The organism is Shewanella sp. (genome assembly GCF_048265805.1).
Taxonomy (GTDB): Bacteria; Pseudomonadota; Gammaproteobacteria; order Enterobacterales; family Shewanellaceae; genus Shewanella.
On sequence record NZ_JBLXAT010000054.1, the window covers coordinates 1 to 9,330 of the forward strand.

Genomic DNA, 9,330 nt, shown 5'->3' on the forward strand with positions numbered 1-9,330 from the left:
ATTTGATCACATGACAAGATGCGCATCTACCTTAATTTGATGATTTTTATCTAAATCATCAGGGGATTCCTCAGCACCCGACATCACCGACGCCAACGCTATCGCCATTGAAAACTTGCCTTGCGGTGTCAACTTAGCATGGGCAATAGCGAATTGATGCACCTCTGCAATATCCAGTGATTTTGTGGACACCGCATAAACGGCTGAGTGTTCAGGAACGAATTGCCAGTTAGCCCATGAGGGCAAACTGATAAGCAGCAGCGCAACAGATAACAGCCACGGGTATTGCATAGCAAGCCTCTGCTTTGACGAGCCGATAATAAGGCCATGAATTCATGATTTAAACCTAGTTCAGCCCGTCGAGGCTTGCAACTTGATTTGACCGCTAAGGCGCTAAACGGTCAATGTTCCAACCCTGCTCGCCATCGCGGCTATAAAGAAAACGGTCATGTAGACGTTTTTCACCGCCCTGCCAAAATTCGATACTGTCTGGCACCACGCGGAAACCGCCCCAAAATGACGGCACGGGTACATCGCCCTGAGCAAATTTGTTTTTCATCTCGAGGAATTTAGATTCAAGCACTTGGCGGGCAGAAATTTTGCTCGACTGCTGTGAAACCCACGCTGCAATCTGGCTATCTTTAGGGCGGGTAAGAAAGTACTTCAGCACCTCAGCGGAAGAGAGTTTATGCGCATGACCAGAGACCACCACCTGTCGCTCTAATGGATGCCAAGGGAACAGTAAACTGACAGCACTGTTGTGCTCAATCTGCTGCGCTTTGCGACTGCCAAGGTTAGTAAAAAATACAAAACCGTGTTCATCAAATCGCTTAAGCAACACGATGCGCTGAAATGGTCGCTGTTGACTATCTACCGTGGCCACTACCATGGCGGTGGGATCAACTAATTGCGCATCACATGCCTGCTGCATCCATTTTTCAAACAAACTAAACGGTCCGCTAGGTAGATCGCCACGGCGTAACCCGCCTTGGGTGTATTCACGCCGAATGTCGCTTAAGTCAGACATGCTGTAATTCTCCGAACCAGAATGGTGTCAATTATAGGCGTGTAGGCCACAAATACTCATGCTCACAGCGTTGATAGTGGCTAAAACTCAGCTCATACCCTTGTTCCAAGGTCATACTACTCTGGCCTAGACGGTGATGGGCGGGGAAACCCAGTGTATTCGCGGGCGAGTTGAAACCGATGATATCCCAACTGCCCGGTTGCAACGCGTGTAACACCGCGGCAAACAGTTCGCTGTGGTTGCCAGTCAGTGCTAGATTGGTTTCAAAACTTACGTAGGAGCTATCCTCCTGCGGCGTCACATGGATAGTGAAATACTCTTTGCCACGGATGCCGTTAACCGAATAACCAAAGGGTTCAAACAGAAAATCGTCAATGGCAAAATCCCCCAACAAACTGCTAAATTGCAGACGCTGACGGATCTGTTCAATCTGTTGCCCAGTAGAACGCAAATAATCAGCCGTGTCACCGCTGATGTGGTACATCAACAGCTCATTGGTAATATCATTGGGTTCCGCTTGATAAGGCTTATCGGTATAAAAGATGTAATGGTGGTGCGAATCCAGATGGCCGATACGGTAGGCATGACCACTGATTTTTTGTCGCAGTCGCTTAAGATCGTCTTCAAACGAAGAGGTTTGCAGATGTGCCAAATACTCGTTTTTACGTTGATAGCTTAAAAACGCTACCGCATCGGAACCTAAGGTATCAATAAAATGTGTTGCGGCATGCACTAAGGTTGTCGTGCCGCAGGTCAACATCAAAAAATGGTTGTCCCACACAAATAAACTCGACTCACTCAACAAATAAGCGTCGCAGTGCTCATTGCTCACACTGGATAAAATCTCCGCATGTGCTTTACCTACCATGGTTTCCCAAAAAGGTCGTCCCAACGAGCGCAGTGATGGCGTTTCTGGTGTCACTATGAGTTCTATTTTTTTCTCTGAACCTTCAAAAAACATCTTTCATACCTGATGGGGCTGCCTAAGCAGCCCCTTTTATTCAACAATTACCCTGTTAAGAAAAGTCTTCTAAGTAGGTATAACCTTTGATACCTAGGTGCAGCTCTTCCAAAATCGCGGCGCGTTCATCTTCCTCAATATGGGTATTGACCAGTTCTTCGTAGGTGCGCATGAACGACACTGCATCCAAGTTAACATAGCGCAATACGTCAGCTACGGTATCGCCCGCCAGCACAGTTTCAATACTTGGTAGACCGTTTTCATCGACGCGAACAACCGCAGAGTTAGTATCGCCAAACAGGTTATGCAAGTCGCCCAAGATCTCTTGGTATGCCCCCACCAAAAAGAAGCCGAGTAGATAAGGACTTTCGCTGTTCCATGCGGGTACTGGTAAGGTCGTTTCAATACCTTGACCATCGACATACTGATCAATGGTACCGTCAGAATCACAGGTAATATCCAACATCACTGCGCGGCGCTCTGGGGCTTTGTCCAGACCACTCAAAGGTAGCACTGGGAACACTTGGTCGATACCCCAAGCATCAGGCAGAGACTGAAACAGTGAGAAGTTAACAAAGAACTTATCTGCCAGTTTTTCGTTCAGCTCATCAATAATTGGACGATGGTAGCGGTTCTTCGCGCTCATCCGGCCTTGCAACTCATGACACACTCGCAAGTTGGTCTGTTCTGCCCAAGCACGTTCTTCCAGTGTCAGTTGTCCCAAAGCGAACAGCGAGTGAGCTTCTGCTAAGTCTGATTGGGTATCGTGGAAAATTTCAATCAAGGCGCGGCTATCGCCACGTTCACTGATATCGGTCCATGACTGCCACATGTTATGCAACAGTTGTGGCGCTTGCTCTTCCGGCGCTGTGATCAGCTCTGGCGCATAAGCTTCAGTACCAATCACGTCAGCAATCAACACCGCGTGGTGTGCCGTCAGGTAACGGCCAGATTCAGAGATCAAACGCGGCACAGGTTGCTCGTACTCGGCACACACATCAGCCAAAGTGCTAACAATGTTGTTAGCGTACTCGGTCAGACCGTAGTTCATTGAGTTGTTGCTTTGGCTACGCGTGCCGTCGTAATCGACGGCCAAGCCACCACCGACGTCGAAACAATCGATTTTGGCACCGAGCTTACGCAGCTCACAATAGAAACGTGCAGCCTCACCTACTCCATGACGGATATCGCGAATGTTGGCAATTTGCGAACCTAAGTGGAAGTGCAGCAATTGCAGTGATTCGAGCATATTGTTGTCTTTCAGCTCTTCAATCACTTTCAGAACTTGCGCGGCAGACAAACCAAATTTAGATTTTTCGCCGCCACTCGCTTGCCATTTACCTTTGCCTTGGAACGCCAAACGAGCACGCAAACCTAAGCGTGGTGTAACGCCCAGTTCAGCCGCTTCGCGCAATACGATTTTCAGCTCGGACATTTTTTCCAGCACGATGTAGACCTTGTGGCCTAACTTTTCGCCGATCAATGCCAGACGGATGTATTCTTTGTCTTTGTAGCCGTTACAGACGATGACTGAGCTGGCCTTTTGCGCCATAGCCAATACGGCCATTAACTCAGGTTTACTACCAGCCTCTAGGCCAAGCTGTGGTACGACTTTGCTTTTCTGGCTCGCCAGAATCTCTTCCACTACAGCTTGTTGTTGATTAACTTTAATGGGGTAAACCAATAGATAATCAGCACCATATTCATAACGTTCAATGGCTTGGTTAAACGCTTGGCACAGATTATCAACTCGCTGACACAGAATTTGCGGAAAACGCACCAACACCGGCATACTCACACCAGCCTTGACCATATCTTTCGCTAATTCGTTGAGGCTTATTCGGCTGTTAGGGTTAGATGGATCGGGAGAAACCGTCACCTCGCCACCGTCGTTTACGCCGTAAAATCCCTGACTCCAGTACGCAACGTTGTATCCGTTACGGGCATCATCAATTGACCAATCACTCATTATTTTCAGCCTGTGATAGTGGTTATTCGGTAACTGTCAGCGCAGACGCTACCGCTTGTTGAATGTAAGCAGGCAAAGCAAAACTTGCCTGATGTAAAGCTGGCGTATAGAAACGGGTCGCCAGCCCTGCCCGTGTAAATCTAAGTTGCAATTCATCTAGGCTAACAGATTTGGCCTCAAGGTTATCTGTCGCCCACACAAACGCCATATTCCCGCCAATGTACGTGGGCACTGCGGTCATATAAAAAGTGCAATCGGCCACATAAGAATGCATCCGTCGTACGGTGTTGCTAATCTCATCTGACTGTAAAAACGGCACGCCGTTTTGCGCTACAAAAATGCCATTGGGTGTTAATAATCGCTGGCAGTTTTGATAAAACTCAGAGCTAAACAGCACTTCGCCTGGGCCGACCGGGTCGGTGCAATCTGAGATGATCACATCAAACTGTTCATTACACTGACGGACAAATTCAAGTCCATCTTGGATCGTCAACGTCAAACGTGGGTCTTCAAACGCGCCCGCCGAATGATTGGGGAAATAGGTTTTACACATCTCCACCACTGAAGCGTCGATTTCCACCATCGTGATTGAGGTTATCTCACGGTGTTTGGTGACTTCCCGCAAGATGCCACCATCGCCACCACCAATAATCAACACTTTTTTCGCCTGACCATGTGCCAACAACGGCACATGCGTGAGCATCTCATGGTAGATAAACTCATCACGTTCGGTGGTTTGAATGGCACCATTTAGCGCCATTACTCGGCCGAGGCTATGGGTCTCAAATATGCTCAAATGCCACTGTTCGGTCCGCTGTTCAAACAGCACCTTTTCAACTTCAAAATATTGGCCATAGCCTTGATGGAGCGTTTCGTAATAGATCACTTTGTCTTGCATTTAACTCGTCCGAAACCGGATAAAAAGAAAACGATTAACCCCCAGTGACTTTCTCAATGAAAGACCGGGTAAAGTGTGCCGCGCCAGCGACAGTTCAGTGGGTATTGTTGGCCTCTTCGCGGCCAGAATTAATGCGGATAAGAATGAGGTGCTTCAAGCTAGTGTCATCGTAATGACCGCCGATAGCTACCAGGTTTTCTGGCACTTTTCGGTAAAGTGCAGCAAATAAATGGTTGTGCATTAGCTAAAGACCCTCTTAACCCCGTACGATTGTAACCACACGAATACGGTTAATGACTCATAAACCATAAAACCTAATAACCCAAGAGTTAGGCGAGCAACCTAACCACCCTAAAACCGCGCAATTAAACCTTGCCAAGGCCAAGAAAGCAAGCATGAATCTTGCTGTGGGCAAGGCTTTTTGCAGCACATAGGAACGCTGCACGGCAACGTGCGATTTATCATCCAAAAATACTACATAAATTCATCGCGTTAATCAAAGAACTCTGAATAAGCATTCACCTTTTTAACGAAATAAACTTATGCACTGAACAGTCGAAATCTCAGCACCGCTGCACGCCACATTACGTTATAATCGCCGCAAATGACTTTCTTTGATGAGAACCCCATGGTCGAACTCGGAAAAACCTGCCGCCTCCCTGTTGTTAAACAGGTGGAATTTGGCGTCTATCTTAATGCTGATGCATTCGGTCAAGTTTTGCTGCCACGTAAGTATGTGCCTGATCAATGTGAAATTGGCGATGAAGTTGAAGTATTCATCTATCTAGACTCGGAAGACACGCCGATTGCCACCACCCGCAAACCGTTGGCCGAAGTCGGTCAGTTTGCTTATCTCCAGACGATTGCCACAGGAGCTTATGGGGCATTCCTTGATTGGGGGTTAGATAAAGACCTGCTATTACCTTTTGCTGAACAACGCCAGAAAGCAGAAGAAGGCCGCAGTTATCTCGTCTATGTGCACGTTAACCGTGCTGATGAACGAATTGTGGCATCGGCGAAGATCGATAAATTCATCGACAAGACACCTGCTCACTACCGCAATGGCGAACAAGTTGAAGTTATCATCGCCGGTAAGTCAGACTTAGGTTACAAAGTGATTGTTAATCAACAGCATTGGGGCGTCATTCATAACAGCGATGTGTTCCGTAATCTACGTTACGGCCAAACCGTTAAAGCGTTTATTAAACAAGTGCGCGCTGACGGTAAGCTTGATATCACGCTACAACAAGGCGGCAAGCAAGAGTTAGATAAACAATCACAACAGATCCTAAAACGTCTGAAACAAGCTCAAGGCTTTTTACCGTTTAGCGATAAAACCGCTCCAGAAGTCATTTATGCCGAGTTAGGTATGAGTAAGAAAGCCTTCAAAAAGGCGATTGGCGGTTTGTACAAAGCGGGGGAAATCACCATCAGCGCCGATGGATTGCACGCAACAAAATAACACTAACAACATTCAAGGAGTGCGAATGAAGCTCACTGTAAATGAAGCTCGAGTCATAGGTTGTTTGCTAGAAAAGGAAACCACTACCCCTGAACAGTACCCGTTATCGCTCAACGCGTTGACCTTGGCATGTAACCAAAAAACCAGCCGTGACCCTGTGATGGAGTTGAGTGAAGCCACAGTGCTAGAGACATTACAGTTATTGCAACAGCAACGACTCATTATAGAGGTCAGCGGTTTTGGGAGCCGCGTTAGCAAATACCAGCATCGTTTCTGTAATACCGAGTTTTCAGATTTGCAGTTCAGCGCCGCTGAGCGTGCTATTGTGTGTGTCATGCTGTTGCGTGGCCCCCAAACGGCAGGCGAGTTACGCACTCGCTGCCAACGTTTGTTTGAATTTGGCGACATCAGTCAAGTCGAGCAAACGTTGAGCAAGATGCTGGATAATGGCTGGTTAGTACAACTGGCTAAAGAGCCCGGTAAACGTGAGCAACGCTTTGCCCATACTTTTACCGACGTTGAAACGGCTAGCATTAGTCAGGAGCCTTTCGAGTCAAGAGCGCCAGCGCCAACCAGCGTTTTAGCGCTGCGAGTGGAAGCACTTGAACACCAAGTTGCAGAGCTGCAGCAACAATTAACCGCCCTACTCAACCGCTAACGGCCAATAGTTAACAAGGATGCCAATGAACCAAACCGTGGAGTTACATAGTTCAACGGTCAAACAGATTAGTTTGATCGCTACCACCGAAGTGCGCCGCCTGCTAAGCCAAACCAAAGGGATTGTGACCTTAGCTGCTTATGTGATGTTGTGGCTGCTCATTCTGCTGTTTTTGGTACGTGATGCAGTGGGTCTTATGTTGCACCCCGAAGCCAAAGATGTCGTCATGCAAATGTTAGGAGCAGGTGCCGTAAGCAACTTGTTTAATTGGCCAGTGGAAGAATTTGCGATGTATTGGGTATTCGCACTGGGGCTGCAACCTATGTTTGCCATTTTGCTCGGTGCAGGCCAATTTGCTGATGATATTCAACGTGGCACCTTCCGTTTTCTTAGCTTACACGCCAGCCGTATCGCTTTATTTTTCGGACGTTTCTTGGGGGCGATGGCCGTGATGGCCTTGCTGACTGGTGCGACGAGCATAGTCACTATAGTGATGGCGATGGTACGCGATATTCACCTCGCAATGCCGGCCTTGATTTGCGGGCTACAAGTATGGCTCGTGATTTTGCTAATGTTACTGCCGTACGTAGCGTTAATGTCGTTGCTATCGGTAATTGCCAGCAGCAGCAAACAAGCCGTGATTTACTCGGTACTATTTTTTACAGGGTTGTCGTTGCTGGTATGGTTAGCTGACGCCACTTTCGCACCTTTGGCATACCTTGAATACGTGATGCCCGGCACTGAAACCGAACGGCTCATGGGCGTAATGCCCACCCAAGCCCCCATTTACCTTAAAGTCGCGCTAATACAGACCGTGGCATTCTTGGCCATTGGATTTTATGCCTTTAGACGGAGCGACGTATGAGCCTAATTAAATGCCACCAGCTGAGCCGCCACTATGGTAGCCACTTAGCGCTGGATAATATCAACCTTGATTTAACCGCAGGTCAGCCAATTGCCTTAGTTGGCCCAAATGGCGCAGGCAAAACCACACTATTTAGCTTGTTACTCGGCTATATCCACCCGAGTGCGGGCAGTATCGAAGTGTTTGGCCTGCCACCAGGACATCCACAACTGCGCAGTAAAATTGGTGCGCTACCACAAGATGCCAAGCTCGATCCTGACTTTACCCTCGAACAACAATTGGTGCTGTTTGCCCAACTCCGAGGTATGTCGGCCAAGGCCGCTAAGCAAGAAGCGTTACGAGTGTTGACGTTAGTCGATCTGGCCGACTCCCTGAAGCAAAAGCCCAGCACATTAAGCCATGGCATGAGTAAACGGGTGGCCATTGCCCAAGCATTGATTGGCGAACCGGAATTAATTCTGCTCGATGAACCAACGGCGGGCATTGACCCAGCCAACGCTCGGCTGATCCGTGATCTCATTAGCAAACTCGCCGAGCGCACTACCTTTTTGGTGAGTTCACATAACCTCGATGAACTAGAGCGACTCTGTGATCAAGTGGTGTTCTTAGAGCGCGGGCAGTTAAAACAACAGGTATCCTTGTCCGCGACGACAGATACGCAATACTTCACGTTGCAACTGCACGCGGTCGATGATCAAGCGGTGCTACCAGTGCTGCAGCAGCTACCAGATGTGTTACACGTCAATGTGGCCAGCCTGCACACCTTTGTGATCGAGTATCAAGCAACAGCCAACGCGCTAGATATCGCACTGCTGCAACTGTGCCAGCAACATGGCTGGCGCTATCGCTTATTGCTCAATGGTCGGTCTCTGGAAGACACCTTGTTTGCCTGACAAGATGGTGGTGCCGCTGCTATATGGTGGCACCACCATGGAGATTAATTACGCTGAACTTGCGCTTAATTGCAGATGTATCATCCGCTGTGGCAGGATAGCCACTTAATATAGACAATAATTACAGGATGTTAGTCATTGTTGACCTTCACCAATGTCAGTCATAGTTTTGCTAACCATCAACTATTCTCAGCGCTGGATATTGAGCTTAGCGCGCCTCGCATCCAACTGACTGGCGCCAACGGCAGTGGCAAAACCACCTTTCTCTTATTAGCAGCAGGGCTACTCGCGCCGACGTCAGGACAAGTGTTGTTTAAGCAACAACCAGTATTGCACCACCATACCAAACAGCATATTGGTATCAGTGCTGCCAAAATCCTATTGCCGGAGTTCATGTCGGCACAGGAGTTACTCAACTTTCATTGTCACATGCACAGCTGCCGATTGGATGGAACGCTACTTTATGTCTGGCTGTACAGCTTGCCGATGTTAGCGATAATAGCTTGGTTTGACCTACTGACACTAGGCAGTGTTGATCTTTGTGTAAGAAATGAACGGCATAGCATCAAGGTATAATGGTTTCGCCAAAAATCTTTA

General features: G+C 48.0%; 10 protein-coding genes. 5 read left to right on the top strand and 5 right to left on the bottom strand.

All coding sequences use genetic code 11. The annotated features are described in order from the left end of the window. Positions 1 to 6 precede the first annotated feature (6 nt). From ACN0TT_RS20085 to speE, 5 genes are all read right to left on the bottom strand, one after another. Complete coding sequence (locus tag ACN0TT_RS20085; protein WP_417763901.1) at positions 7 to 291, bottom strand: hypothetical protein; 285 nt, start codon at positions 289 to 291, stop codon at positions 7 to 9. Between the two features lie 94 nt (positions 292 to 385). Beyond that, the gene (gene pdxH, locus ACN0TT_RS20090; protein WP_417763902.1) at positions 386 to 1,027 is read right to left on the bottom strand and encodes a pyridoxamine 5'-phosphate oxidase; all 642 of its coding nucleotides are present in this window, start codon (positions 1,025 to 1,027) and stop codon (positions 386 to 388) included. A 31-nt stretch (positions 1,028 to 1,058) separates the two neighbouring features. Next, a complete protein-coding gene (locus ACN0TT_RS20095) occupies positions 1,059 to 1,988 on the bottom strand; it encodes an adenosylmethionine decarboxylase (RefSeq protein ID WP_417763903.1) in 930 nt (309 codons plus the stop codon). Between the two features lie 55 nt (positions 1,989 to 2,043). Then, positions 2,044 to 3,957, bottom strand: coding sequence for a biosynthetic arginine decarboxylase (gene speA, locus ACN0TT_RS20100; RefSeq protein ID WP_417763904.1), 1,914 nt, complete (start codon positions 3,955 to 3,957; stop codon positions 2,044 to 2,046). Between the two features lie 22 nt (positions 3,958 to 3,979). Continuing rightward, on the bottom strand, positions 3,980 to 4,855 hold the full coding sequence (speE, locus tag ACN0TT_RS20105) for a polyamine aminopropyltransferase (RefSeq protein ID WP_417763905.1): 876 nt from the start codon (positions 4,853 to 4,855) through the stop codon (positions 3,980 to 3,982). A gap of 628 nt (positions 4,856 to 5,483) precedes the next feature. Here speE and ACN0TT_RS20110 point away from each other — a divergent pair. From ACN0TT_RS20110 to ACN0TT_RS20130, 5 genes are all read left to right on the top strand, one after another. Next, positions 5,484 to 6,317 (top strand): S1 RNA-binding domain-containing protein, encoded by an 834-nt coding sequence (locus ACN0TT_RS20110; protein WP_417763906.1) that lies wholly within the window; start codon positions 5,484 to 5,486, stop codon positions 6,315 to 6,317. A gap of 25 nt (positions 6,318 to 6,342) precedes the next feature. Further along, the gene (locus tag ACN0TT_RS20115; RefSeq protein ID WP_417763907.1) at positions 6,343 to 6,975 is read left to right on the top strand and encodes a YceH family protein; all 633 of its coding nucleotides are present in this window, start codon (positions 6,343 to 6,345) and stop codon (positions 6,973 to 6,975) included. A gap of 25 nt (positions 6,976 to 7,000) precedes the next feature. After that, the gene (locus ACN0TT_RS20120) at positions 7,001 to 7,840 is read left to right on the top strand and encodes an ABC transporter permease (RefSeq protein ID WP_417763908.1); all 840 of its coding nucleotides are present in this window, start codon (positions 7,001 to 7,003) and stop codon (positions 7,838 to 7,840) included. Further along, the gene (locus ACN0TT_RS20125; RefSeq protein ID WP_417763909.1) at positions 7,837 to 8,733 is read left to right on the top strand and encodes an ABC transporter ATP-binding protein; all 897 of its coding nucleotides are present in this window, start codon (positions 7,837 to 7,839) and stop codon (positions 8,731 to 8,733) included. The genes ACN0TT_RS20120 and ACN0TT_RS20125 overlap by 4 nt, the downstream gene beginning before the upstream one ends. Before the next feature lie 138 nt (positions 8,734 to 8,871). Next, positions 8,872 to 9,309, top strand: a complete 438-nt coding sequence (locus tag ACN0TT_RS20130) for an ATP-binding cassette domain-containing protein (protein ID WP_417763910.1) — start codon at positions 8,872 to 8,874, stop codon at positions 9,307 to 9,309. The last annotated feature ends 21 nt before the right edge of the window (positions 9,310 to 9,330 follow it).